Here is a 24969-nt window from a genome sequence, read left to right as displayed (position 1 = left end):
GTCAATGAAGACCAGACGCGTGGGATCTATATCGGTCTGATATCGCTTCCAGAACCTGCGCTTGCGCGCGACGTCAGGCCGGTCCTGCTCGCAGGGCAGCACGCTTTTTTTTGAAGCTGATCCCTTCGGATTGAAAAAAGCGCGACAGCATGCCCGTGTCGGCCTGAACGCCACGCTCGTCGCGCAGTCGGATCGACAGCGCCGCAAGGGTAATGTCAGGTTCGGCTGCAATGATGGCCAGCAGCCAGGCTCGTTCAGGCCTGGTTTTCGATGGACGGTGCCCGCCCGTGCCCGCGCAGCAGCGATCCCCGATACGTCTTGCGCGCTGAACCCATTTGATCGCCGAGGCCTCACTTACCCCAAAGCGCCGTGCCGCCGCCCGGCAGCTCATGCCGTCTTGCTCCACCCCGTCAATCACGCGGTCCCGTAAATCCTGTGAATAGGCTCTGGGCATGAAGTCTGGCCTCCTCCGCCAGTCTTCATCTTGAATCACATCACATGCCCTTTGGAAATCCTGCGATTCAAGCTATTCGCAGCGTGCTCTAGTGCCATGCCAGTCATGTCCTGCGGGTCATGATGAAATTTTCAGATAAGGCGATGTTTCCTGAAGCTTTTTGAAAAAGCTTCACCAAAAACTTCTGCTTTTTATCAAGGAACGCGCTTTTATATGTGCGTAAGGCTGAGCGCATACAGGATGGCCGCCAGCGCCGACAGCGTAATCGCCACGGCGCGGATGCGTCCCTTGTGCCGACGCGCCGCCTCCTGTGCTTCCATCTGCGGGGTAACCTGCACTGTCGTTGCCTGATCCATCGGCCCGAACTCCCGTATTACTAGAAACCGCCCGATCAGTGGGCGATGAAGGCATGGTCGGCCAGCAGGCCGAGGAACAGGAAGAACAGGTACGCCAGCGAATAGCGGAACGAGCGGCGTGCCGGGCCATCACCCGTCAGGCTGACGCCGCTGGCGTCCTGCCGGTCGCGCAGCACCCCGATGGCGCAGCAGATGAATCCGGCCCCCAGCACGCTGGCCACAACCGTGTACAGCCAACCTGCCAGATGCATGAAGGACGGCACCAGCGATACCGCCGTCAGGATGATCGTGTACCACAGGATCTGCCACCGCGTATGCCGCGCCCCACGCACCACCGGCAGCATGGGAATGCCCGCCCGCCCGTAATCCTTGCATGCATAAAGCGACAGCGACCAGAAATGCGGCGGCGTCCACAGGAAGATGATGCCAAACATCACCACCGGCATCACCGCCATCGACCCGGTGGCGGCCGCCCACCCGATCATGGGCGGGAATGCGCCTGCGGCCCCGCCAATCACGATGTTCTGCGGCGTCGAGCGCTTCAGCCACATGGTGTAGATGACGGCATAGAAGAAAATGGAAAACGCAAGGATGCCCGCAGCCAGGGCATTGGTGGCAAGCCACATCAGGATAACGGACGCCACCGACAGGCCGATGCCGTAGCCCAGCGCCGCATCGGGGCTTACCCGCCCGTTGGGAATGGGACGGGTCACGGTGCGCTTCATCACCGCGTCGATATCGCGGTCATACCACATGTTGATCGCACCCGCGGCACCTGATGCCATGCAGATGCACAGGATGCTGACAGCCGCCACCAGCGGGTTGATTGGCCCCGGCGCCATGTACAGGCCCGCAGCCCCCGTGAACACCACCAGCGAGATGACACGCGGCTTGAGCAGTACCAGCCAGTCGCGGGCTTCCGTGCCCACGCGGGCGGCGTCATAGGTAATGGGGGCAGTATCAGCCGCGTCGGGCGTTGTGACGGCGCCACTCATGCTCATGCATCTCCACGCGAGGGGGATGGCGCCTGCCATTCAGGGGTGCGCGCGCCTGGTCCCCAGTAATTGGCGGGCAGCGACGTGCCGGGTTCCATGCCGATGCGCACCACGATCCCCGCAAACACCACGACGGACAGCCCCATCAGCACCGCACCCATAACGCCAGGCAGGCCATGGAACGCCATGAGAGACAGGATCGTCCCCCCCACCGTCAGCCCGAAATGGACGCGGCTGGCGCCCACCGGGGCGACATGGCCCATCATCTTGCCAATCCAGTAATAGAAACCGGCGAACAGCGCGAACACGGCGGCATACAGCGTTGCCGCATGCACATCCGCCATGCCGCCCGGCAGCAGCGACATGCCAGACCCTGCCAGCAGCAGCGCCACGAACCCCGCCGCCCATTCCATGGGGACGGAGGCACGGACATGCCCCGCCCGCACCGTGCGCGCCCATGCCACCAGCACCGCCAGCACCGGCAGGACGATCAACCCAAGCTGGACAATGGCCGCAGGGGCCGCCATCCGTGCCAGGCCACCATGCAGCAGGTCATGTACCCACACCGAACCGCCGCCAACCGACATGACGACCAGCGCGCCCAGCACCACGCGCGGCATCTGCAGGGGGGTGCTGGAAAATGTCTCGATAACCTGGGAAACGATCCCGATGGAGGGCAGCAGCAGCAGCGCGATCTCAGGACCGGCGAAAACATGCAGCAGGCCATCGACCTGTCCGGACATGTCGCCACCCGCCATGACGATGCGCGTCAGCCCGCCAGCCAGCACCGGCATGACCATGACAGCCATCATGGCCGTCAGCCCCTGCGCCCATACGAATATGGGCATGTCACGCAGGCGCTGGCCCATCGGCCCCATGTTCAGGACGGTAGCCACCATGTTGATGGCCTGCAGCAGCATGCCGAGGCACCACGCCATCAGCGCCAGCAGCGAAACCTGCGCCGGCACGGCGGGGGAAAGCCCCGCCAGCACCGCCACGAAGCTTGCGGCGACCAGTCCCCACCCCATCAGCGCCATGCGCGGGAAGGCCAGCGCGCGGGCACGCAGCAGCAGCGGCACGAACCAGTTGCCAAACCCGCCAGACAGGGCGGGCAGCGCACAGAAGAACACCATCATCATGCCATGGCGGCGACCGATGCGCCCCGCGGCGCCAGCGACATCACCCCCGGCCCACGCATCGGTCAGCGTCTGGGGCAGCAATCCGGCCTGAAGGCCAACGGCCAGCAGGCCACCGACCATCCCGGCCACGATCGCCATGACGAGGTACAGCATGCCAACCGTCCTGTAGCCACAGGAACCGCCAGCCTCCCGCACCGCATCTGCCCCGAACTGTGTGCCTGTGGGCATACGATGTACTCCCTGCTGCCATGCGCCGGTGTCTGGCATGGCCAATCGTTACCATGATTTCATCATATACCGCGCCTTATACACAAAAACGACCCTGCGGGCCGCTCCTGTGGTCGCGCAATCGTCATTTCAGCCCTGCCGCAGGGACAGGGCTGCCAGCCCCTGCGGCGCTTACGCCACCATGGGGCTGGCGCAGCTATCCGCCTCACGCGGCAGGGTAACCAGCGTGAACAGCCCCGCGGGCGGCACCGGCTGCAACGTCGCGCGCCGCAGGTCGGCGGGCGGCAGCAGCGATTCAATGGCGAAATCAGGGTGCCATCCCAGCGAGTGCGAAGCCCGCGCCATGCCGCGTTCAACCGCCAACCGCACACCGCCCTGCGCCAGGAAGTGGTTGACGAACAGGATATGCCCGCCCGGCTTGACCACGCGCTTGAGTTCCGCCAGCAGCGCACGCGGATGCGGCACGACGGAGGCGACAAACATCGCCACCGCGATATCGAACGTGCCATCGGCGAATTTCGTTGCCTCGGCGTCCATTTCCAGCAGGTCGTCCACGTTGGACAGGTGCTGCCGCCTTACGCGCAGGCGTGCGCGTTCGAGCATGTCACCGGACAGGTCGATGCCGGTGATATGCTTGTCCTTGCGGTAATACGGCAGGGCCAGGCCCGTACCCACGCCCACCTCCAGCACCCGCGAACCGGGCAGGCTGTTGACCGCCTCGACCGCGCGCCTGCGCCCGAAGGCCGAGATGCTGCCGAATACGGCATCATACACGCTGGCCCAGCGGCGGTACGCCGCCTTGACCGCAGCCGCGTCCAGCGCGGATTTGGGGGAGGGTATTTCCACGACTTTCTCGGCAGCCTCATCATGCAGGACGTCACTCATCAGGCTGCTCCCATGCCAAGGCCATGGAAGACGGCGCATCCGGCCCGCTCCCGTGCTGCATCCGCCATGATCAAATCCGTCCCGTTCTGCTGCATTACACTTCCACCTGACCCGCCCACGCGCCACCCGGCCCGTGCGACCGCCCGTAATCCCTGCCCGATGCCATGCGACATGGCACGACAGCCACGACCATCGCGCCTGCCATGGGCACCGTTTTCCAATTTCTACGCGTCCACGCCGCCGGTGACCAGACGGGACACGATCGCATCCCATATCAGGCCCGCGGTATTGATACCGTCAAAACGGTCGATTTCCTGCAGGCCGGTCGGTGAGGTGACATTGATTTCGGTCAACCATTCACCAATCACGTCGATTCCGACAAAAATAAGTCCCTGTTCACGCAGGGCCGGACCGATCGTGTCGCAGATTTCCCGGTCCCGCGCCGTCAGTTCCGCACGCACCGGCCTGCCGCCCACATGCATGTTCGAACGTGTCTCCCCCTCCGCCGGGATGCGGTCGATCGCGCCCACCGGCACGCCATCGACCAGGATGATGCGCTTGTCACCCCGCCGCACGGCAGGTTCGTAGCGCTGGATCATCAGCGGTTCACGTGAGCGGGCAAAATGCATTTCCAGCAGGGCGTTCAGGTTGGGGTCGTCCTCCCGGATGCGGAAGACACCCGCCCCCCCGTTGCCAAACAGCGGTTTTACGATGATGTCGCGCCATTTCGCGCGGAATTCCAGTATCGCCCGCACATCCCATGTCACCAGCGTGGGCGGCATGAGGTCGGGGTAATGCGTGACCAGTATCTTTTCCGGCGCGTTGCGCACGGCGGCGGGATTGTTCACCACCAGCGCGCGACCCTGGCCGATGCCATGGATATGTTCAAGGATATGGGTCGCGGTGATGTAGGCCATGTCGAATGGCGGGTCCTGGCGCATCAGCACCACGTCCATGTCGGCAAGGTTGATGACCTGCTCCGCCCCGAAGGCGGCATGGTCGCCCGCCTTGCGCCGCACCGTGACCGGGCGGGCGCGGGCGGTCACGCGGTCGGTGCGCGGGCCGCCCTGCGGCGTGGCCCGGCCTTCGCTCAGGCTCAGGGCCTCGACCTGGTAGACAAACAGTTCATACCCCCGCGCCTGCGCCTCCAGCATCATGGCAAACGTGGAATCGCCGTTGATGTCGATACCGCCAAGCGGGTCCATCTGGACGGCAACCTTCAGGGGGCGTGACATGGGCGGGTTTTCTCCACGCGGGGGACAGGGGTAGCGCATGCCGGCAGCCACGGGTCGGGGCCAGCCGGGAACAAACGTCATAATATGCCTTTGCCCCCACGGCCAGCCCCCTTCTTACGGTGCGGATGGATAGGAAATGGCGAGGACCTCGATCATTTCCTCGCCACGCGGGGTCAGCAGGCGGACCTCATCGCCCACGCCCGCGCGCATGAGCGCCCTTGCGACGGGGGAGACAAGGCTGACCTGCCCCGCCGCCATGTCGGCTTCATCCACGCCAAGGATGGTAACGGTCCGTTCCTCGTCGCGTTCAGTGACGTAGGTGACCGTCGCGCCAAAAAACACGCGGCTGCGCTGCGGCTGGGCGGCCGGGTCGACAATGATGGCGTTATCGATGCGTTTGGTCAGGAACCGGATGCGGCGGTCAATTTCACGCAGGCGACGCTTGCCATACTGGTAGTCGCCATTTTCCGAGCGGTCGCCGTTGCCTGCGGCCCACGAGACGATTTCCACGATCTTTGGCCGTTCGTCACGCAGCAGGCCATTCAGCTCATCGCGCATGGCGGCGATCCCGCCCGGCGTAATATAGCATGACAGGCCGCCCTGCGCCGGGCCTTGGTTCTGCTTCGTGGCGGATTGGGGCCGGGTTTTCAGCATCGCGCCACCGTCATGCGGATATGCCCCTCCATCACCTGGCCGGGCGCCAGCACGCGCACGCCGCTATCGGCGATGGTGGTGCGGTTGAAGCCGTCATTCATGTTGCTGACCGGCTCCAGCCCGATATAGGGCTGCCCCGGCGGGGTAAACAGCACGAGATGGGACAGTTCAGGGCTGCCTTCCAGCGTCAGGGCATATCCCGCCCGTGGCCAGCGCAGGAAGGCGCTGCCCGACCATCCGGCGTAACAGTTGTCGATGGGCACAGGCCCCACGTCACGCATGCGGGCGAATGACCAGTCCCCATCCGCCGGGATGCGCAGCAGCGGCAGGTGGTCCGGCCCGTTGGTCCACACGCTGCTGGCGGTGAACCCCAGTTTCAGCCCCGAATGGCGGGGGAAATAGGGATGGAAGCCCATGCCCACCGGCTGGTCGCGCGTGTCGGTGTTTTCCAGCAGGATCCCGATCGACAGCCCGGCTTCATGCAGGTCATAGCGAAGCTGGGCGCGATAGCTGAACGGCCACTGCCCCGCACTGGCGCCAGAAGACGGGGTATGGTCAAGGGCAAGGGTCGCGCTGCTGTCGGACAGCAGCGCGATTCGCCACCGCCGCTGCCAGCCATTGCCATGGATGGCGCAGTCCTCCCCCGCAAAGCTGGGGGCAAGATGGTAGTCCACCCCTTCAAAACGGAAATGGTCGCCCGCCACCCGGTTGGAAAACGGCACCAGCGGATAGCCCGCCACCGCGCGCCCGTGCTGGGCCACAAGGTGCGGGTCACTGACGGGGCGCAGGAATTCCATGCCCGCCCCGTTGCGCCAGAACGCGATGCTGCCGCCCAGGTCGGGCAGCAGGCCAAGGCTCATGCCCCCCGCATACAGTTCCAGCGTGGGGGACATGCCGCGTTCGCGCTGTCCGGCGCAGGGCCGGGACTGCCCGCCTGTCCTATCGTCCACGCCGCTTTCCCCTTCCCTTCGCCTGATCGGGATCATAGCCACCACCCCCCGGCCCCAGCGGCACCGGGCCACGGTTACGCCGGGCTATGGCCTTGGGACTGGTGCCCGGCCGGCCCGCGCTGGATTGCGGCAGGGGGGGTGGCTCCATGCCCAGTTCGAGGGCCTCCAGCCTGCGGATTTCATCGCGCAGGCGGGCCGCGGTCTCGAATTCCAGTTCAGCCGAGGCCGCGCGCATCTTCTTTTCCAGATCGGCAATGGCGGCCTTGTAGTCCTTGCCCACCATTTCCTGCACGCTGCCATCCGCCGTGGGCGTGACGGTGACGTAATCCTGTTCGAACACCGAGGAGATGGCCTCGCCAATATGCTTGCGCACCGACTGGGGCGTAATGCCGTGTTCCTCGTTCCACAGGTTCTGCTTTTCGCGCCGGCGCGCGGTTTCCTCGATGGCGTAGGCAAGGCTGTCGGTCATCTTGTCGGCATACAGCAGCACGCGGCCATCCACGTTACGCGCGGCGCGACCGATGGTCTGGATAAGCGACGTGCGCGAACGCAGAAAGCCCTCCTTGTCCGCATCCAGAATGGCGACCAGCGAGCATTCGGGGATATCCAGCCCCTCACGCAGCAGGTTGATGCCGATCAGCACGTCAAACGCGCCAAGCCGCAGGTCGCGGATGATCTCGATACGCTCCAGCGTGTCCACGTCCGAATGCAGGTAGCGCACGCGGATACCGGCTTCGTTCATATATTCGGTCAGGTCCTCGGCCATGCGCTTGGTCAGCGTCGTGACCAGCACGCGCCCGCCGTCGGCGATGGTCTGGCGGCATTCGGCCAGCAGGTCATCCACCTGATGTTCGACGGGACGGACAATGGTGACCGGATCGATCAGGCCGGTGGGGCGGATCACCTGTTCGGCGAACACGCCGTCCACACGCCGCATTTCCCACGGGCCGGGGGTCGCGCTGACGAATACGGTCTGGGGACGGTAGGAATCCCATTCGGCAAAGGTCAGCGGGCGGTTGTCGAGGCAGGACGGCAGGCGGAAGCCGAATTCCGCCAGCACGGATTTACGCGCATGGTCGCCCCGTTCCATCCCGCCGATCTGCGGCACGGTCACGTGGCTTTCATCCACGATCAGCAGCGCGTCCTCGGGCAGGTATTCAAACAGGGTCGGCGGCGGCTCGCCCGGCGCGCGGCCGGACAGGTAGCGGGAATAGTTCTCGATCCCCTTGCACACGCCCGTGGTCTCGATCATTTCAAGGTCGAAGGTCGTGCGCTGCTGCAGGCGCTCGGCTTCCAGCAGCTTGCCTTCCTCATTGAAGCGGGCCAGCGTCTCGCGCAGTTCCTGCTTTATGCCGCCCATCGCCTGCGTCAGCGTGGGGCGCGGGGTCACGTAATGGCTGTTGGCATAGATGCTGATGGATTCGAGGTCGCCGGTCTTCTCGCCTGTCAGCGGGTCGAATTCGATGATTTCATCAATCTCGTCACCGAACAGGCTGATACGCCATGCCCGGTCCTCGTTCTGGACGGGAAAGACATCGATCGTCTCGCCGCGCACGCGGAAGGTGCCGCGCTGGAAAGCCGCGTCGTTACGGCGGTACTGCAGTTCAACCAGTCCCTTGATCAGCATGTCGCGGTCGATTTCGCCACCGACCTCCAGCTTGACCACCATGCGCGAATAGGTCTCGACCGAGCCGATACCATAGATGCACGATACCGAGGCTACGATGATGACATCGTTGCGTTCCAGCAGCGCCTGGGTTGCGGCATGGCGCATGCGGTCGATCTGTTCGTTAATCTGGCTGTCTTTTTCGATATACGTGTCCGACCGGGGCACATAGGCCTCGGGCTGGTAGTAATCGTAGTAGCTGACGAAATACTCGACCGCGTTATCGGGAAAGAACTGCTTCATTTCCGCGTAAAGCTGGGCGGCGAGCGTCTTGTTGGGAGCCAGGACCAGGGTCGGCTTCTGCGTCGCCTCGATGATCTTGGCCATGGTGAAGGTCTTGCCCGACCCGGTCACGCCCAGCAGGACCTGATCGCGTTCGCCGCCTTCCACGCCGCTGACCAGTTCAGCAATGGCCGTGGGCTGGTCGCCTGCGGGTTCGTAAGGGGAATGGACCCTGAATTTGTTGGTCTTGGGTTTTGCGGGCTGACGTTCGGGCTGGAACAGGACAGGCATGTCCGCCGGATCGATGTCAGTCGTCTTTTTCTTCTTGCTACGCGATGCTGTTGCCATGGCTACAGACAGTGGGGACGCAACCGCCGCCACACAAGGGTGGCGTGCCGGTGTATTGTCCCCATTTCCTTCAGTTCCGTGACCCGAGGGGGGCTGGCACCCGGGCGGTACGCAGGGCTTCGGCCTGCCTGCGGGCCAGCGCGGCCTCGTTGAAGTCGCCCGCCAGTTCCTGGAACAGTTCGTGCCAGTTCACCTTGGCCTTCAGGCGCAGGAACACGCTGCCCAGCCCCACGGCGGAGCGGTCCACCAGCACGAATTCACGCGGCGGCTGCACGCCCCCGGTGCGTTTCAGGCCATTATAGACGCGTTCGGCCACGGCGCGGCCGTATTGCGGGTCGTTATCTTCCTGAATGAAGCGCTCGCGGTCATCGAGCAGCGGGCCGTAGATGAAACGCGCCCATTCATTGAGCACCCGCACCGTATCGCGCGACAGGCCGGCAAAGCCCCATGCCTCATAGGCATGCATCGCCAGGTCCTCGTCATCAGTCTCGATCGCGCGGTGCAGGTCGATGATGCCCTGCACGAAACGCGAGGGAAAAATGCGGATCGCACCGAAATCCAGCAGGTTGATGCCAAAATCATCACGCACGGTGAAGTTGCCCATGTGCGGGTCGCCATGGATGACGCCATAGCGGTACAGCGGCGCATACCACGCGCGGAACAGGGCGCGGGCCATGCGGTTGCGCTCCTCCTGCGTGGGATTGGTGTCCAGCACCTGCTGGACGCCGCGCCCGTTGACCCATTCCATGGTCAGCAGGCGCTGCGTGCACAGCGCATCCACCGGCTGGGGAATGGTGATGTCCTCGAATTCCGCCAGCATCAGGTGATACAGCCGCATGTTGGCTGCTTCACGCAGGTAGTCCAGTTCCTCATACAGCCGGTCCTGCAGTTCCTCCAGCACGTCATCCTGGCAGATCGTGCTGTCGATCCGGTAGAACAGGCCAACCGCCATGCGGAACTGGCGCAGGTCGGATTCAACCGTGGATTTCATATCCGGATACTGCAGCTTGCACGCCACCTCGCGCCCGTCGGGCAGCACCGCGCGATGCACCTGCCCAAGGCTTGCGGCAGCCGAGGCTTCGCGGTTGAAGGAGCGGAAATTGCGTTCCCAGTTCGGCCCCAGTTCGGCCGACATGCGGCGGCGGACGAAATTCCACCCCATCGGCGGCGCATTGGCCTGAAGCTGCGCCAGTTCCTTGGCATATTCCTCCGGCAGGGCGCCGGGAATGGTGGACAGGAGCTGCGCGCCCTTCATGAGCGGCCCCTTCAGCCCGCCAAGCACGCTTTTCAGGTCCCCGGCATGGACGGACTGGTTGGAGCGGAAACCCATCTTGTGCCCGGCGATGCGCGCGGCAATGCCGCCTACCGTGCCGGACGTGCGCACCATGCGGCGGAATTCACCAAACAGGCCGGTATTATCGATATTCCGTTCATCCGCCACGTCAGACACGCTCCAGTTCATCAATAAATCCGGCGATCACATCCAGTCCCTTCTGCCAGAAACCGGGGTCCGCCGCATCCAGCCCGAAGGGGGCCAGCAGTTCACGGTGCCGCTTGGTCCCGCCTGCCTTCAGCATATCAAGATACTTGTCCTGAAAGCCCGGATGACCCGACCGGAACACACCGTATAGCGCGTTTACCAGGCAATCGCCAAAGGCATAGGCATACACATAGAACGGTGAATGGATGAAATGGGGGACATAGGTCCAGTACACATCGTAATCTGGCGTGAAGTTGAAGGCGGGGCCAAGGCTTTCAACCTGTGTCTGGCGCCAGATTTCCCCGATGCGCGCGGGCAGCAGTTCGCCCTGCCTGCGTTCCTCGTGCACCAGCATCTCGAAACGGTAGAAGGCGATCTGGCGCACGACGGTGTTGAGCATGTCCTCCACCTTCGCCGCCAGCATGAGCCTGCGCCGCTGGGGATCGGCCTGGGCGTCGAGCAGCGCGCGGAAGGTCAGCATTTCGCCAAACACGCTGGCGGTTTCCGCCAGTGTCAGCGGCGTGCTGGACATGAGGTAGCCCTGCTTTCCCGCCAGCACCTGGTGCACGCCATGGCCCAGCTCATGCGCCAGCGTCATCACGTCGCGCGTGCGCCCACGATAGTTCAGCAGCAGGTAGGGATGCACCGATGGCACGGTGGGGTGGGCAAACGCGCCTGACGCCTTGCCCGGTACCGGCGGCGCATCGATCCAGGCATGGTCGAAAAACTGCCTGGCCACCGTGCCTATGCGCGGGTCGAAGCCTTCATAGGCCGCCATGACCTGCTGCGTCGCCTCCGCCCACGGGATCAGCGGTTCATCCTGCGTGGTCAGCGGCGCGTTGCGGTCCCAGTATTCCAGCTTTTCCAGCCCCAGCCACTTTGCCTTGAGCGCATAATAGCGGTGGGACAGGCGGGGATAGGCCTCGGTCACGGCCTGCACCAGCGCGTCGACCACCTCATCCTCGACCATGTTGGCGCAGTTGCGCGCCGAGGTCGGGCGCGGGTAATGGCGCAGCCCGTCCACAATGGCCTTGTCCTTGGCCAGCGTGTTCGTGATCAGCGAAAACAGCTTCACGTTGCGGCCCAGCTCATCGCCAATGGCGTGGGCGGCGTGTTCGCGCACCTTGCGGTCGGGGCTGGACATGGTGTCCAGCGCATTGCCCAGCGTCGTGTCCTCGCCGCCGACACGCACGCGCAGGCCGGCCATCGTCTCGTCAAACAGGCGGTTCCACGCAGCCGCCCCGGTGACGGATTTTTCGTGCAGGACGGCCTCGACCTCGTCAGACAACTGATAGGGACGGAACACCCGCAGGTCGCGCAGGAACGGCGCCCAGTGCGCAAGGGCCGGGTCACTCATCTGGGCTGCCAGCCCGTCATCGTCAATGCGGTTGATTTCCAGCGTGAAGAACAGGAGATGCGTGGAAATGGCGGTCAGCCGTTCATTGACCGACTGCGCGAAGCGGGCCACGCCGGAATCCGACGTATTGGCCGCAAACAGAAGCTGGGCATACGATCCCGCCCGGCCCAGTACCTCGTCAATGCGCTGGTATTCGGCAATGGCCTGCGCCAGATCGCCGCCCGGCACACTGGCCAGCCGTCCCTGCCATGCGCGTGAGAACGCCTGCGCATCCGCATCCGCCTGGTCAAGGTCGATTGCAAGCTGTGGCGAATCCGGCCCGTCATACAGGTCCGACAGGTCCCAGCGCGGCAGCCCGGCCAGTGCGGATGCGCCGCCTGCTGGCAGGCCTGCACCCCCATGCACGGGGGGAAGGCCGGTGGCACCGGCCTGGGGGGCGGAAAAATACGCTTTGGACATAGATCGAGCACCAACCATCAGATCGGGCGAAGCCTGCGCACATGCGCCGGCCCCGCGATTCCCATAGGATGAATCTAGTGCGTCCGGACGCGCCGCGCGACCCCGCCCGTCGATATTCTGCCCTGAATACAGATGGGGCCGGACAGTCCTGCCCGGCCCCGCGCTGCACAATAACGGTGAAATCAGCCCTGCATTCAGGCGCCACGCGCCATGGCGGGGGCTTCAAACCCGATCACGCGTGCATATTCCCTGGGCACGACATGCCAGAAACGCGGCAGGGTCCTGTCCCAGTTATGCAGCAGCAGTTCGGCATAGTGGCTGCCGGTTTCACGGGCATGGATTTCCACCTGTTCGCGCAGCATGGCCTCCCATTTCGGGTCCTGCACGCGGCACCACATGACCGTATCGGGGTTCACCCGCTCGGCAAACGTGCCGCTGGCGTCATAGACAAAGGCCATGCCGCCGGTGAAGCCCGCGCCGAAATTGTCGCCAATCTCACCCAGGATCACCACCGTGCCGCCGGTCATGTATTCACACCCGTTGGACCCGCAGCCCTCGACCACGGCAGTCGCGCCCGAGTTCCGCACCGCGAAGCGCTCGCCCGCCTGCCCCGCCGCATACAGCGCGCCGGCCGTAGCACCATACAGTACCGTGTTGCCGACAATCGCGTTTTCATTCGACACAAGGCTGGAGGATGGCGAGGTCCGCACCACGATGGTCGCCCCCGACAGCCCCTTGCCGACATAGTCGTTCGCGTCACCCAGCACCTCAAGCTTGAGGCCCTGCACCGCGAACGCGCCCAGCGACTGCCCCGCCGACCCGCGCAGCCGCACCGTCAGGTGTCCCGGCGCCAGCGTGGTCATGCCGAACTGCCGCACGATCAGCGAGGAGATGCGCGTGCCGATGGCGCGATGCGTGTTCTGCACGTTGTACTGCAACTGCATCTTCTCGCCATGGTCGAACAGCGGGCGCGCATCGGCGATCATCTGCGCATCCAGCGTCTCGGGCACCTCGTTACGGCCCTCACGCGTGCAGTAGCGGCCATAGGGGCCGGGATCAGCCTGCGCCAGCAGCGAGTTGAGGTCGAGGTCATCAAGGTAGTCCGCCCCGCGCAGCACCTGGTGCAGCAGGTCGGTGCGGCCGATGATCTCGTTGAGCGAGGTGAAGCCCAGCGAGGCCAGGATGTTGCGCACGTCCTCGGCAATGAAGGAGAACAGGTTGATCACCTTCTCCGGCGTGCCCTCGAACTTGCGGCGCAGTTCGTCATCCTGCGTGCAGACCCCCACGGGGCAGGTGTTGGAGTGGCACTGGCGGACCATGATGCAGCCCATGGCCACGAGGCTGGCGGTGCCGATGCCGAATTCTTCCGCCCCCAGCATGGCGGCGATCACCACGTCACGGCCGGTTTTCAGGCCGCCATCGGTGCGCAGCTTCACCCGGTGGCGCAGGCGGTTGAGCATCAGCACCTGATGCGCCTCCGCAAGCCCCAGCTCCCACGGCATGCCCGCGTATTTGACCGAGGACTGGGGGCTGGCACCCGTGCCGCCGGAATGGCCCGAAATCAGGATCGCATCCGCCTTGGCCTTGGCCACACCGGCCGCAATCGTGCCGATGCCGGAGCGTGCGACCAGCTTCACGGTCACGGTGGCCTCGGGGTTGATCTGCTTGAGGTCGTAGATGAGCTGGGCCAGATCCTCGATCGAGTAGATGTCGTGATGCGGCGGGGGCGAGATCAGGGTCACGCCTTCGGTCGCATGGCGCAGCTTCGCGATCAGGCCGGTCACCTTGAAGCCGGGCAACTGCCCACCCTCGCCGGGCTTGGCCCCCTGCGCCATCTTGATCTCGATCTCGCGGCAGTCATTGAGGTACTGCGCGGTCACCCCAAAGCGGCCCGACGCGATCTGCTTGATGGCGGAGGACGCATTGTCGCCATTGGGGCGCGGCTTTGCGCGGGCCGGGTCTTCACCGCCCTCACCCGAATCGGACTTGGCGCCGATGCGGTTCATGGCGATGGAGAGTGTTTCATGCGCTTCGGGGCTGAGCGCGCCCAGCGAGATGCCCGGCGCGATCAGGCGCTTGCGCAGTTCGGTAATGCTTTCGACCGATTCCACGGGGATGGGCGTGCGCCCGCCACGGAAGTCCAGCAGGTCGCGCAGGGCCACCGGCGGCTGGCGGCGCACCGCATCGGCATAACGCTGGTAGACCGAGAAGCTGCCCGTGCTCACGGCGGTCTGCAGCATGTGGATCAGGTTGCCGTCAAACGCATGCACCTCACCGCTGCGGCGCAGCTTGTAGCGGCCGCCGACGGACAGGGTTTCCACCTGCCTGTTCCATGCCTTGTGGTGGAAGCTCAGCACATTGCGCGCGATGCCGGTCAGGCCGATGCCGGAAATGCGCGAGGGCATGCCGGGGAAGAATTCCGCCGTCAGCGCGCGCGAAAGCCCGATGGCCTCGAAATTGTAGCCGCCACGATACGACGCCACGATGGAAATCCCCATCTTGGACATGATCTTCAGCAGGCCCTTGTTCACCGCCTTGCGGTACCGCTCCACCGACTCGCTCAGCGTCAGCTTGCCGAACAGGCCGCGGCGGTGGCGGTCGGCAATGCTTTCCTGCGCCAGGTACGGGTTGACCGTGGTTGCCCCCACCCCGATCGTCACCGCGATGGCATGCACGTCCAGCGCACCGGCGGAGCGGACATTGAGCGAGGTGAACGTGCGCAGCGACTGGCGCACCAGATGCGTATGCACCGCCGCCGTCGCCAGGATCATGGGAATATAGGCGCGATCACCGGACTGGTGCTCATCGGTCAGGAACACATGGGTGCAGCCCTGGCGTACGCGGTCCTCGGCCTCGGCCCGGATGCGGGCGATGGCGGCGCGCAGGCCCGCCTCGCCGTCCGCCGCGGGGAAGGTGCAGTCGATGATGCAGGCGTTCCTGCCACAGAAATCGACCAGCGCCTGGAATTCACCCGTGGTCAGCACCGGGGAGGGAAGCTGGAGCAGGTCGCACTGGCTCTCGTTTTCCTCAAGGATGTTGCCAAGGTTGCCCAGACGGGTCACGAGGCTCATCACCCGCGTTTCACGCAGGCTGTCGATGGGCGGGTTGGTCACCTGACTGAACGCCTGCCGGAAATAATGCGCAAGCCCGCGATAACGGGTGGACAGAACCGCAAGCGGCGTATCATCCCCCATCGACCCGATGGCTTCGGATGCGTTTTCCACCATCGGCTGCAGGATGGTTTCAAGGTCTTCCAGCGTCAGGCCGACGGCAAGCTGGCGGCGGCGCAGCATCTCGGCGTCATACAGCACGGGTTCGCTGCCATCGGGGCGGACGATGCTGGAGATTTCCTGCGTACGCCTGACCCACGACGAGAAATCCTGCCGGCCCGACAGTTCATCAAGCAGTTCCTGATTGCTGTAGAGCTTCGCGGTCTTCAGGTCGAGCGCCAGCGACTGCCCCGGTCCAAGGCGGCCACGGCTGACGATCTCGGCCTCGGGCACCTTCACCATGCCGGTCTCGGACCCCACGATCAGCAGGCCGCCTTCGGTAATGGTGTAACGCAGCGGGCGCAGGCCGCTGCGGTCCAGGCCCGCGACCATCCACCGCCCGTCGGTAGCGCACAGGGCGGCGGGGCCATCCCACGGTTCCATCACGGCGTTGCAGTAGGAATACATGTCCTTGTGGCGCTGCGGCATGGCGGAATTGCCGCCAACGCTGGCCGGGATCATGAGGCACCGCGCCATGGGCGCGTCGCGGCCCGCGAAGGTCAGCAGTTCGAACACGTTGTCAAAGCACGCGGTGTCCGACCCCTGCGCCTGCACCACGGGCTTGAGGTCATCCATGTAGGGGTCAAGGATGGGATCGGCCAGACGGGTCTCGTGGCTTTTCATCCAGTTGACGTTGCCCGAAATGGTGTTGATCTCACCATTATGGGCCAGCCTGCGGAACGGCTGCGCCAGCTTCCATGTCGGGAAGGTGTTGGTCGAATACCGCTGGTGATAGATGGCGAAGCGGCTGACGAAACGCGGGTCGAGCAGGTCGGGATAGAATTCCGTCAGGTGTTCGGCCAGGAACATGCCCTTGTAGATCAGCGACCGGCACGACAGCGAACACACATACAGGTCAACCTGGTTGGCGATCGCGCTTTTTTCGATCCTGCGGCGGATCACGTACAGGTCGCGCTCGAATTCGTCTTCCGTGCTGCCGGGCAGGTTGCGGATCAGGATCTGCTCGATCTCGGGACGGGTGGCGTTGGCCTTCTCGCCAATGCAGTCGGTGTTGATGGGCACCTGACGCCAGCCATAGATGCTGTAGCCGAAGGCGAGGATCTCGCTTTCGATGATCTGGCGGCAGCGTTCCTGTGCCGCGATATCGGTCTTGGGCAGGAAGATCATGCCCACCGCAATCTGGCTGTCCACGCCGCTTTCCGCACCGCCGGCGTGGATCGCGTCGGCAAAGAAGTCCTGCGGGATCTCGACATGGATGCCGGCGCCATCGCCGGTCTTGCCATCGGCATCGACAGCGCCACGGTGCCACACGGCCTTCAGCGCCGCGATCCCGGCTTCCACCACGTCGCGGCGCGGCTTGCCATCCAGGGCCGCGACCATGCCCACGCCACAGGCGTCATGTTCATCGGCGGGGGTGTACAGGCCGGAAATGGCCTGTGCATTGTCCTGCCATTCCTGAACGAAACCGGTGGACTGGTTTTCAAACTGATCCATCATGCTTACTCCGCCACCTCGGCCTGTGCGGCCGTCATTTCTTCTAGCCATGCGTGCATCTGCGCTGCCGCGTCACGCCCGTCGCGGATGGCCCAAACCACCAGGCTGGCCCCGCGCACGATGTCGCCCGCGGCAAACACGCCGGGCAGGCTGGTCATGAATGTCTTACGGTCCACCATGAGCGTGCCCCAGCGCGAGACCTCCAGTTCCGGCTGCCCCCACAGCGTGGGCAACGCTTCGGGGTCGAAGCCCAGCGCCTTGACCACCAGGTCGGCTTCCAGCGTGAAGGCGCTGTTTTCCACCGGCTCGACCGACTGGCGGCCCGACGCGTCGGGCAGGCCCAGCTTCATGCGGGTTGCGCGCACGCCGCTTACGTGGCCATCGCCCTCGAATGCCTGCGGGGCTGCCAGCCAGACGAACTCGACACCCTCTTCCTCGGCGTTCTTCACCTCACGCACCGATCCGGGCATGTTGGCGCGGTCACGGCGGTACAGGCACTTCACCGATTTCGCACCCTGCCTGATGGCGGTGCGCACGCAGTCCATGGCCGTATCGCCACCGCCGATCACCACGACCGACTTGCCCGCGGCATTCAGTTCGCCATTGTCGTATTCAGCAACCTTGTCACCCAGCGAGACACGGTTGGACGCCGTCAGGTAATCCAGCGCGCGCACGATGCCGTCCAGCCCCGCGCCGGGACCGCCGATATCACGCGACTTGTACACACCCGTTGCGATCAGCACGCCATCATGGCGCGCGCGCAGGGTGGAAAACGCGATGCTGTCCGCGCCATCCGCATCACCGATGCCCTTGCCCAGATGGAACTGGACGCCGGAGTCCACCAGCAGCCTATGCCGGCGCAGGACAATGTCCTTTTCCAGCTTGAAACCGGGGATGCCATACATAAGCAGGCCGCCGATGCGGTCGTAACGGTCATAGACATGGACCTGGTAGCCCTGTTCGCGCAGTTGCACGGCTGCGGCGAGGCCACCGGGGCCGGCCCCGATGATGGCAACGCTTTCATCACGCTCGGCCACCGGCCGCACCGGCTTGACCCAGCCGTTATCAAAGGCGGTATCGGTAATGTAGCGTTCGACCGCGCCGATGGTGACGCTTTCGAATCCTTCCTCGATCACGCAGTTGCCTTCGCACAGGCGGTCCTGCGGGCAGATGCGGCCACAGATCTCGGGGAAGGTGTTGGTGGCGGACGACAGTTCATATGCCTCCTCCATCCGGCCTGCCGCCGTCATCATCAGCCAGTCGGGGATGTTGTTGCCCAGCGGACAGTGCACCGAACAGAACGGCACGCCGCACTGCGAACAGCGCGAAGCCTGCGTTTCGGCCTTGGCGGGCACGAATTCGGCATAAATCTCGTTAAAGTCCCTGCGGCGCGCCTCGGCAGGCCGTTTGTCCGGCTGCTCCTGCGCCACAGAGACGAATTTCAGCATGCGCTCGGCCATCGGTCTGCCCCTGGTCTGCATAATGGAAGGACGCCCTGGCTACGCGGCACGTACCCACAGCGAGGGACAGACCTACGCAACACCCCGGCCAAATAAAAGACAGTAGTACTGACCTTATTCAAAGAAAATGCCAGAAATACGCGAAAATCCCCAGTTTGCAACGCTCACCCCATCATCAGCTCCATGGGGGACGGCGTGATGCCCAGCATGTCGAGCGTGCGCGCACCGGGGGCGACGACATTGTCAACATACAGCAGCCGGACCTGGTCGCGTGTCAGCATCTTTCCCGGCAGGCGTTCCAGCACCGCCCCCTGAACGGTCGCAAGCCAGCGCGGCACGGTGAATAACGGGCGCGGATGCCCGCCCCAGCGCGCCGCCCACGCCACGATCTGCCGCATGGTCAGGACCTGCGGGCCGCCAAATTCAAAAATGGCCCCCGCCATGTCCGCCCCCGTTGCGATACGGACCATGCCTTCGGCCACGTCGCCCACCCATACCGGCTGGAAACGGGTCGTGGCCCCGAACACCGGCATGACGGGCAGGAACCGCGCCATGCGCGCGAACATGGCGGGGAAAGGACCATCCACCCCGAATATGAGCGAGGGCCGGATGATCACCGCTTCGGGCATCGCGCGGCTGACCACGCACTCGCCCTCCGCCTTGCTGCGGGCATAGGCGGAGGGGCTGCCGGCATGCGCGCCCAGCGCCGAGACATGGATCAGGCGTTCGACCCCGGACGCCGCGGCCAGCCTGGCCACGCGCCCAGCCCCTTCCACATGGATGGCCTCGAACGTCCCGGCCCCACGGGGGGACAGTATCCCCACCAGGTTGATGACAAGGCTGCTGCCCTCGATCGCGGCGACGCAGGCGCTTTCATCGGTGATGGACGCGACGACGGGCACCACCTGCCCCACATCCCCCAGCATCCGCAGCGTCGCCGCATCAGTCGCCGTGCGCCCGGCAACCCGCACCACGTAGCCCGCCCGCGCCAGCCGCCCGACCACCGGCCGCCCCACGAACCCCGAACCGCCAAAAACCGTCGCGACCTTGCGTGTCATGGACTGCCCCCGCCTGTGGCGCATGATTGCGCTGCCTGCCATTTTCCCATTTTACCGCCCGCGCAGACAGTCAATTCTTCCCCCGCGCACCGGCCCGCCGGAGGGCGGGAGAGAAAAAATACGCCTGTTTTCAAAAAAATGCATTTACCCTGTTGACCACCCCGCCGCGCCGGACTAAACACCCCTCACACCACCCCGGCGGCCTCCGCTGGGGAGCCTTCTAAGCCCAGATGGCGGAATTGGTAGACGCGCAGGTTTCAGGTACCTGTGGCCGCAAGGTCGTGGAAGTTCGAGTCTTCTTCTGGGCACCATCACTCAAAAATTGGTAACACTCCCCTCCGGGGATGGCCAGGGCAGCCCTTAGCGGGACTGCCCCGTTATCTTTTTGCCTGTTTCCCTGCGCAAATTGGTGTAAACCGCCCACGAATACCCATTTCACAGGCAGGCCCACGGTTCCCGTGCCGCCACGGACGGGACCGGGACACAACGAACGGCTTTCCTTGCGGTTGCGTTCCAGACCTGCCACCGTGAAACCGACCATCGTGACGGAGCATTTTCCATATGGCTGCAAGCCCGGCCCCAGACGCCATCCATTTCCATCGCGGCGACCTGCCGGCCGACGTCACGTTTACCGGCGCCGTGGCCGTCGATACGGAAACGATGGGCCTGAACCCGCACCGGGACCGGCTGTGCCTCGTGCAGCTTTCGGGGGGCGACGGCCATGCCCACCTGGTGCAGGTGCCGGCCGGCGTCACGGCGGCGGACTGCCCCAACCTGGTGCGCGTGCTGACCGACCCCGCCTGCCCTAAGCTCATGCATTTCGCACGCTTTGACGTGGCGATCCTGCAGCATACGCTTGGCATCACCGTCGCGCCGAACATCTGCACCAAGATCGCCTCCAAGCTGGTGCGGACCTATACCGACCGCCATGGGCTGGCCCATCTGTGCCGCGAACTGCTTGGGGTGGAACTGAGCAAGCAGCAGCAGACATCCGACTGGGGCGCGCCCGAGCTGACGCCCGAACAGCGGGCCTACGCCGCATCCGACGTGCTGTACCTGCATGCGCTGTGGGAAAGGCTGGAGGCGCTGCTGCACCGTGAAAACCGTCGCGAACTGGCGCAGGCCTGTTACGATTTCCTTCCCGCCCGTGCCCGTCTGGATATCCTTGGATACGAGGATCCGGACATTTTCGCGCATCGCGCAGCCTGATGATGGTTCCGGTGTTTGACCGGAAACCATTTCATGACAATACAGACCCGGCATGAACAGCAGCCTTTCCCCCTCCCTCCCCACCGTTGAAGAAAGCGTGCCCCAGGCACAGGCCCGCATGCTCAACGAGGCATGCAGCGTGCTGCGCACCGAATCCGCCGGCCTGCAGGCGATGATTGCCGCCATGGAAGCCTCCGGCACCAATGGGCAGGGGGGGCTGGGCACGGCCTTTGTCGAAACGGTCGAACGCATCCTGACGGACAACATGCGCGTGGTCGTGACGGGCATTGGCAAGTCGGGGCATATCGGGCGCAAGGTCCAGGCGACCCTTGCCTCCACCGGCACGCCCGCCATCTTCGTGCACCCGGCCGAAGCCTCGCACGGGGATCTGGGCATGCTGCAGCGCGGGGACGCGGTGCTTGCCATTTCCAATTCCGGCGAAACGGCGGAAATGGCCGACCTGATTTCCCACACCCGCCGCTTTGGCATGCTGCTGATCGCCATGACATCGCGCCCGGACTCCACGCTGGCCCGCACGGCCGACATCGTGCTGCCGCTGCCCCATGCGCCCGAAGCCTGCCCCAACGGGCTGGCGCCCACCACCAGTTCGACCATGCAGCTTGCGCTGGGGGATGCGCTGGCCGTCGTGCTGCTGCAGCGCCGCCGGTTCAGCGCCAGCGATTTCGGCATCTTCCATCCCGGTGGCCGACTGGGCACGCAGCTGCGCCGGGTGCGGGAGCTTATGCATACGGGCGACAGCATGCCGCTGGGCCTGCCCACCATGCCGGTGCGGCAGGTCATCATGGAAATAACGCGCAAGGCCTTTGGCTGCATGGGCGTGGTGGACATGAAAAACCGGCTGACCGGGCTGATTACCGACCGCGACCTGCGCCTTGCGCTGGAACAGGACCTGGACCAGACCTGCGCCGCCGACATCATGAACGCCCAGCCGCAGACCATCGGCCCCGACATGCTGGCGGCGGAGGCGCTGCGCATCATGAATGACCGCCCCCGTCCCATTTCCAGCATTTTCGTGCTGGATAACGAAAATCACCCTGTCGGCATCCTGCACCTCCATGACCTGCTGCGTGCTGGCGTTGCATGACCGAACAGCCGGACGACAGGGACGACGGGACCGATCCCAACCCCATCCAGCGTGAGGACTACGCCCGCAGCGCGGCCGACATCGAACGCCAGCGCAGCATATTCGACCAGTCCACGCGGGCGCGCCTGCTGCCAAACGCCGCCGACCTGGCCCGGCGGCAGGCCATCATGCGCTCGGCCAAGTGGATGCTGCCGCTGCTGGCGCTGGTCCTGCTGGGGTCCATCGCCGCGTGGCCCGCGGTGCAGCGCGCGGTCATCATGCATACCGGCACCATGGCGCAGATGAGCCATGTGCGCGTGAAAAGCGGCAGCATGCTCAACCCCACCTATCGCGGGCTGGACGACCATGGCCGCCCCTACATGATTACCGCGGACGAGGCGCGCCAGGTCTCGTCCGAACGGATCGACCTGAGCAACCCGGCCGCCGACACGTTGATGGATAACGGGAACTGGATGTATGTCACCGCGCGCGACGGGGTCTATATCCAGCATGCGCAGATCCTGGACCTGACGCATGATGTCACGCTGTACCGCAATGACGGGACCCTTATGCTCAGCCCCTCGGCCGATATGGACATGCGCCACAACATCGTCGTATCCGATGACTGGATCCATGCCGAAGGCCCCATCGGGCAGATTGACGTACAGGGCGGCATGCTGGACACACGCGGCGGCATCATGCTGTTTCGCGGGCCGGGCCGCATGATCCTCAACGCAGCGGAAAGATCGAACTGATGGCGCGCGCAACATTCCGCCTGCCGCTTGGCGGCGTCCTTGTGGGGCTGGTGGCGGCACATCCCGTCATGGCGCAGGGACTGGACATGTCCCACGGCCAGCAGATCAACGTCACCGCCGCCGGTGGCTTCGACTGGGACCAGAACGCGCAGACCGTCACCGCCTATGACCGCGCGCAGGCCATCCGTGGCGACGTGACCGTACGGGCGGACAGGCTGGTCGCCTTCTACCGCAAGAAGGCCGCGACCAACCCCGCCACGGGACAGGCCACCCCCACCGCCAAGCCGCAGGCCGCCGCATCCGGCCCACCCGGGGCCGATGCGCCGCTGGCCGCCCACATGGGCATTGCCCCCCCGCTGGAAACCCGGCGCCCCCACATAACGGACAGCGCGCCACAGGCAGCGGGCGACACCCCTTCCGCCACGCCGCCACAGGCCGCGCAGGCAACGCCCGCACCGCCTGCGGCGCAGGCTGCCCCCGTCGGCGCCGATCCTGATGTGGACACCAGCCTGGCCACGACATCCGATACCCTGCCGCAGGACATGCCCACGCCCGACGCCCCGGCGCCTGCGGGCATGCCCGGCGGCCCGGCCGGCACCTCCCCGGCAGGTAACGGCGCGGGCGACAGCGGTTCGGGCGGGGCCAGCGAGGTCTACCGGCTGGAGGCGATCGGCCACGTCCATTCCTTCAACATGAATGACCAGGCATGGGGCGACCATGCTGTGTATGACGTGGACCAGGCGATCCTGGTCATGACCGGCCAGCACCTGAAAATGACCACGCCACAGGATATCCTGACCGCGCGCGACGTGCTGGAATACCATTCGCGCGAACACATGTCGGTCGCCCGCGGCAACGCCACCATGACCACCAATGACGGGCGGCAGCTACGCGCGGACGTGCTGGTTGGATATGACAGGCCAAAGGCGCAGCGCAGCACCCCCCGCCGCGACCAGGATGCCGCCCGCCCCGATGGCACGTCCCGGCCGGAAGCGGACAGGGTTGACGACCGCCCGTCCCCCGGTGCCGGGACGATCGACCATGTCGATGCCTTCGGCCATATCGTGATCCGCACCCGCACCGAGACCATAACCGGCGACCGGGGCGTGTACGTGCCCGATACGGGCATTGCCCGTCTGGTTGGCAACGTGCATATCACCCGTGGGGAAAACCAGGTCAGCGGCACGTCGGCCATCGTGAACATGCACACCGATATCGCGACGCTGACCGACAACCCCGGCTCACGGGTCAGTGGCCTGGTCATTCCGAATCAGGCCGGCAAAGGTGACAAGGGATCAGCAAGATGAACCAGACATCCCCGGCGGGGCAGCCCGACACCACCGGGCAGCCGGTCCCGGCTGCCGAAACGGGGCTGATCGCCAGTGGCATCGGCAAAAGCTACAAGAAGCGGCAGGTCGTGCGCGATGTCTCGCTGCAGGTCCAGCGTGGCGAGGCCGTGGCCCTGCTGGGGCCGAACGGCGCGGGCAAGACCACCAGCTTCTACATGATCGTGGGGCTGGTGCGGCCCGACATGGGCACGATCACGCTGGATGGCGCGGATATCACCCAGTTGCCCATGTACCGCCGCGCCCGCATGGGCATTGGCTACCTGCCGCAGGAATCGAGCATTTTCCGTGGCCTGAATGTTGAACAGAACATCATGGCCGCCCTTGAGATCGTCGAACCCGACCGCGACCGGCGGCAGACGATGCTCGATGGCCTGCTGGGGGAATTCGGCATTACCCGGCTGCGGCATTCCTCCTCCCTCGCCCTGTCGGGTGGGGAACGGCGGCGGCTGGAAATCGCCCGTGCGCTGGCCAGCCAGCCGCATTACATCCTGCTGGACGAACCGCTGGCCGGGATCGATCCCATCGCGGTGGGTGAAATCCGTGACCTTGTCGCCCACCTGAAGGATCGCGGCATCGGGGTGCTGATTACCGACCACAACGTACGCGAGACGCTGGAGGTGATCGACCGGGCCTACATCATGCACAGCGGCCAGGTGCTGACCGAAGGCAGGCCCGAGGAAATCGTGGCGAACGAGGACGTGCGCCGCGTCTATCTGGGTGAAAAATTCACGCTATAGCCCCATCCATGCCTACCCTGTGCGGCAGGGGGCGTACGCAAGGGACAAGTCATGGGAAAATCCGTGGTCGTTCATGCAAGGAAGGCATGGACAGCCATGGTGCAACCATGCCCAAATGTACCCGTTCGGGACCATGTGCCCGACAGGCACAACGCAACCGCCACC

Annotated in this window: 19 protein-coding genes and 1 tRNA gene; 6 read left to right on the top strand and 14 right to left on the bottom strand. The window is 64.9% G+C overall.

All coding sequences use genetic code 11. From position 1 onward, the window contains the following. Positions 1 to 73 precede the first annotated feature (73 nt). The 14 genes from CFR76_RS06515 to CFR76_RS06455 all read right to left on the bottom strand — a co-directional run bounded on the left by CFR76_RS06515 (position 74) and on the right by CFR76_RS06455 (position 19670). Positions 74 to 454, bottom strand: coding sequence for an IS630 transposase-related protein (locus CFR76_RS06515; RefSeq protein WP_146222642.1), 381 nt, complete (start codon positions 452 to 454; stop codon positions 74 to 76). Positions 455 to 663: 209 nt separating this feature from the next. Further along, a complete protein-coding gene (locus CFR76_RS17960) occupies positions 664 to 810 on the bottom strand; it encodes a hypothetical protein (RefSeq protein WP_154670681.1) in 147 nt (48 codons plus the stop codon). Between the two features lie 35 nt (positions 811 to 845). Further along, positions 846 to 1805 carry a heme o synthase gene (gene cyoE / locus CFR76_RS06510; protein ID WP_110556386.1) on the bottom strand — a complete coding sequence of 320 codons (960 nt, stop codon included), beginning with the start codon at positions 1803 to 1805 and terminating at the stop codon, positions 846 to 848. A gap of 2 nt (positions 1806 to 1807) precedes the next feature. Next, entirely contained in the window at positions 1808 to 3172 is a 1365-nt protein-coding gene (locus tag CFR76_RS06505; RefSeq protein ID WP_244191808.1) for a cbb3-type cytochrome c oxidase subunit I, read from the bottom strand. Between the two features lie 171 nt (positions 3173 to 3343). Continuing rightward, on the bottom strand, positions 3344 to 4057 hold the full coding sequence (locus CFR76_RS06500; protein WP_110556385.1) for a class I SAM-dependent methyltransferase: 714 nt from the start codon (positions 4055 to 4057) through the stop codon (positions 3344 to 3346). Between the two features lie 224 nt (positions 4058 to 4281). After that, positions 4282 to 5292, bottom strand: coding sequence for a glutathione synthase (gene gshB / locus CFR76_RS06495; protein ID WP_110556405.1), 1011 nt, complete (start codon positions 5290 to 5292; stop codon positions 4282 to 4284). A gap of 114 nt (positions 5293 to 5406) precedes the next feature. After that, positions 5407 to 5946 (bottom strand): transcription elongation factor GreB, encoded by a 540-nt coding sequence (gene greB, locus CFR76_RS06490; RefSeq protein ID WP_110556384.1) that lies wholly within the window; start codon positions 5944 to 5946, stop codon positions 5407 to 5409. Continuing rightward, positions 5940 to 6839: an aldose 1-epimerase gene (locus CFR76_RS06485; RefSeq protein WP_110556404.1), complete on the bottom strand. Its 900-nt coding sequence runs from the start codon at positions 6837 to 6839 to the stop codon at positions 5940 to 5942. Before CFR76_RS06485 ends, greB begins: the two co-directional genes overlap by 7 nt. A gap of 46 nt (positions 6840 to 6885) precedes the next feature. Beyond that, positions 6886 to 9132 (bottom strand): excinuclease ABC subunit UvrB, encoded by a 2247-nt coding sequence (uvrB, locus tag CFR76_RS06480; RefSeq protein WP_110556383.1) that lies wholly within the window; start codon positions 9130 to 9132, stop codon positions 6886 to 6888. 70 nt (positions 9133 to 9202) lie between these two features. Continuing rightward, complete coding sequence (locus CFR76_RS06475; protein WP_110556382.1) at positions 9203 to 10594, bottom strand: ABC1 kinase family protein; 1392 nt, start codon at positions 10592 to 10594, stop codon at positions 9203 to 9205. Next, the gene (locus CFR76_RS06470) at positions 10575 to 12428 is read right to left on the bottom strand and encodes a M3 family oligoendopeptidase (protein ID WP_110556381.1); all 1854 of its coding nucleotides are present in this window, start codon (positions 12426 to 12428) and stop codon (positions 10575 to 10577) included. The genes CFR76_RS06475 and CFR76_RS06470 overlap by 20 nt, the downstream gene beginning before the upstream one ends. Before the next feature lie 194 nt (positions 12429 to 12622). Further along, the gene (gene gltB / locus CFR76_RS06465) at positions 12623 to 17155 is read right to left on the bottom strand and encodes a glutamate synthase large subunit (protein ID WP_110556380.1); all 4533 of its coding nucleotides are present in this window, start codon (positions 17153 to 17155) and stop codon (positions 12623 to 12625) included. Between the two features lie 2 nt (positions 17156 to 17157). Beyond that, positions 17158 to 18612, bottom strand: coding sequence for an NAD(P)-dependent oxidoreductase (locus CFR76_RS06460; protein ID WP_110556379.1), 1455 nt, complete (start codon positions 18610 to 18612; stop codon positions 17158 to 17160). 164 nt (positions 18613 to 18776) lie between these two features. Further along, positions 18777 to 19670 carry a complex I NDUFA9 subunit family protein gene (locus tag CFR76_RS06455; RefSeq protein ID WP_110556403.1) on the bottom strand — a complete coding sequence of 298 codons (894 nt, stop codon included), beginning with the start codon at positions 19668 to 19670 and terminating at the stop codon, positions 18777 to 18779. A gap of 224 nt (positions 19671 to 19894) precedes the next feature. Between CFR76_RS06455 and CFR76_RS06450 the strand changes: the two genes are divergently transcribed. From CFR76_RS06450 to lptB, 6 genes are all read left to right on the top strand, one after another. Then, positions 19895 to 19981, top strand: a tRNA-Leu gene (locus CFR76_RS06450). A 250-nt stretch (positions 19982 to 20231) separates the two neighbouring features. Next, positions 20232 to 20879, top strand: coding sequence for a ribonuclease D (locus CFR76_RS06445; protein ID WP_110556378.1), 648 nt, complete (start codon positions 20232 to 20234; stop codon positions 20877 to 20879). A 52-nt stretch (positions 20880 to 20931) separates the two neighbouring features. Continuing rightward, positions 20932 to 21984 carry a KpsF/GutQ family sugar-phosphate isomerase gene (locus tag CFR76_RS06440; RefSeq protein WP_110556377.1) on the top strand — a complete coding sequence of 351 codons (1053 nt, stop codon included), beginning with the start codon at positions 20932 to 20934 and terminating at the stop codon, positions 21982 to 21984. Continuing rightward, complete coding sequence (lptC, locus tag CFR76_RS06435; RefSeq protein WP_110556376.1) at positions 21981 to 22718, top strand: LPS export ABC transporter periplasmic protein LptC; 738 nt, start codon at positions 21981 to 21983, stop codon at positions 22716 to 22718. Before CFR76_RS06440 ends, lptC begins: the two co-directional genes overlap by 4 nt. Next, positions 22718 to 24025 carry an LptA/OstA family protein gene (locus CFR76_RS06430; protein WP_110556375.1) on the top strand — a complete coding sequence of 436 codons (1308 nt, stop codon included), beginning with the start codon at positions 22718 to 22720 and terminating at the stop codon, positions 24023 to 24025. The genes lptC and CFR76_RS06430 overlap by 1 nt, the downstream gene beginning before the upstream one ends. Then, positions 24022 to 24804, top strand: a complete 783-nt coding sequence (gene lptB, locus CFR76_RS06425) for an LPS export ABC transporter ATP-binding protein (RefSeq protein ID WP_025437595.1) — start codon at positions 24022 to 24024, stop codon at positions 24802 to 24804. Before CFR76_RS06430 ends, lptB begins: the two co-directional genes overlap by 4 nt. Positions 24805 to 24969 lie beyond the last annotated feature (165 nt).

The organism is Komagataeibacter swingsii, assembly GCF_003207895.1.
GTDB classification, from domain to species: Bacteria; Pseudomonadota; Alphaproteobacteria; order Acetobacterales; family Acetobacteraceae; genus Komagataeibacter; species Komagataeibacter swingsii.
Note: the sequence above shows the minus strand (reverse complement) of the source record. Positions and strands in the feature narration are given on the sequence as shown.

Coding starts and splice junctions, on each gene's coding strand:
- CFR76_RS06515 (WP_146222642.1), bottom strand. CDS start 454: ATGCCCAGAGCCTATTCACAGGATTTACGGGACCGCGTGATTGACGGG.
- CFR76_RS17960 (WP_154670681.1), bottom strand. CDS start 810: ATGGATCAGGCAACGACAGTGCAGGTTACCCCGCAGATGGAAGCACAG.
- cyoE (WP_110556386.1), bottom strand. CDS start 1,805: ATGAGTGGCGCCGTCACAACGCCCGACGCGGCTGATACTGCCCCCATT.
- CFR76_RS06505 (WP_244191808.1), bottom strand. CDS start 3,172: ATGCCCACAGGCACACAGTTCGGGGCAGATGCGGTGCGGGAGGCTGGC.
- CFR76_RS06500 (WP_110556385.1), bottom strand. CDS start 4,057: ATGAGTGACGTCCTGCATGATGAGGCTGCCGAGAAAGTCGTGGAAATA.
- gshB (WP_110556405.1), bottom strand. CDS start 5,292: ATGTCACGCCCCCTGAAGGTTGCCGTCCAGATGGACCCGCTTGGCGGT.
- greB (WP_110556384.1), bottom strand. CDS start 5,946: ATGCTGAAAACCCGGCCCCAATCCGCCACGAAGCAGAACCAAGGCCCG.
- CFR76_RS06485 (WP_110556404.1), bottom strand. CDS start 6,839: ATGTCCCCCACGCTGGAACTGTATGCGGGGGGCATGAGCCTTGGCCTG.
- uvrB (WP_110556383.1), bottom strand. CDS start 9,132: ATGGCAACAGCATCGCGTAGCAAGAAGAAAAAGACGACTGACATCGAT.
- CFR76_RS06475 (WP_110556382.1), bottom strand. CDS start 10,594: ATGAACTGGAGCGTGTCTGACGTGGCGGATGAACGGAATATCGATAAT.
- CFR76_RS06470 (WP_110556381.1), bottom strand. CDS start 12,428: ATGTCCAAAGCGTATTTTTCCGCCCCCCAGGCCGGTGCCACCGGCCTT.
- gltB (WP_110556380.1), bottom strand. CDS start 17,155: ATGATGGATCAGTTTGAAAACCAGTCCACCGGTTTCGTTCAGGAATGG.
- CFR76_RS06460 (WP_110556379.1), bottom strand. CDS start 18,612: ATGGCCGAGCGCATGCTGAAATTCGTCTCTGTGGCGCAGGAGCAGCCG.
- CFR76_RS06455 (WP_110556403.1), bottom strand. CDS start 19,670: ATGACACGCAAGGTCGCGACGGTTTTTGGCGGTTCGGGGTTCGTGGGG.
- CFR76_RS06445 (WP_110556378.1), top strand. CDS start 20,232: ATGGCTGCAAGCCCGGCCCCAGACGCCATCCATTTCCATCGCGGCGAC.
- CFR76_RS06440 (WP_110556377.1), top strand. CDS start 20,932: ATGAACAGCAGCCTTTCCCCCTCCCTCCCCACCGTTGAAGAAAGCGTG.
- lptC (WP_110556376.1), top strand. CDS start 21,981: ATGACCGAACAGCCGGACGACAGGGACGACGGGACCGATCCCAACCCC.
- CFR76_RS06430 (WP_110556375.1), top strand. CDS start 22,718: ATGGCGCGCGCAACATTCCGCCTGCCGCTTGGCGGCGTCCTTGTGGGG.
- lptB (WP_025437595.1), top strand. CDS start 24,022: ATGAACCAGACATCCCCGGCGGGGCAGCCCGACACCACCGGGCAGCCG.